The organism is Bartonella jaculi (assembly GCF_039543045.1).
In the GTDB taxonomy this organism is placed as follows: Bacteria; Pseudomonadota; Alphaproteobacteria; order Rhizobiales; family Rhizobiaceae; genus Bartonella; species Bartonella jaculi.
Genome location: NZ_BAABIZ010000172.1, coordinates 1 through 737 on the forward strand (window position 1 = coordinate 1; position 737 = coordinate 737).

General features: G+C 29.2%; 1 pseudogene. It reads right to left on the bottom strand.

Annotated features, from left to right (window positions below):
• A pseudogene (locus ABD915_RS10025) lies at positions 1-193 on the bottom strand (hypothetical protein); the annotation flags it as partial.
• Positions 194-737: the final 544 nt, after the last annotated feature.

A 737-nucleotide genomic window follows, 5' to 3' on the forward strand; every position in this document is an offset into this window, starting at 1 on the left:
TATACCCCCCGAGGTCACCTTTTTTGACGTCACCAAAATCTCTTAAAGCTCTAATTCGCGTTAAGAAATGACCATCTATATATTCACAATCATCAATAAATTCGTATTTTTTTGCAGGCTCTTGTTTATTATTAGATGCGGTTTCATTTGAAATGTTAGAAATAACGGGGGTGTTTTTTGAGATATTTGTCATATTAAGATTCCTAGTAGTTTAAAAAGTTTTCAATTGACAGCCTATAAAGGCGCCGGGCGTTGAAAACACGGCTACTAGTCCGTTGTTACACTTTCCCCATAAAAAGGTATTGTATGGTGTAACTACACCCGACATAATCGTTATATGCCAATGACAGCATAAAAGAAAGTCAGTATTTTAAAGACTTTGGAAAGGTTGTTTCGTAACCTATCCGCTAGTAGTTTTAGTGTTTTCATCACTTGATTATTTATATAACAAAATACGTATTTATTGTCAATTAATATTTTATCTTTTTTGATATTTTTATGATTTTTTTAAATGCATTGTGTGTAAATATTCGTCATATGCTTATTAATTGCTTCTTTTATATTTATGTGCTTTTAAAGCCATATTATAGGCTTTCTTAAAAGATTGCGTTATTTTTTGAATCTATACATTTATATATTTATAAACGCTCTCATCATGCGTATTTTTATCTTTATAACGTATCTTATTTTTTACTAAATGGTTTTTAAGATTGTTGTTAATTTCTTTTATAACACAT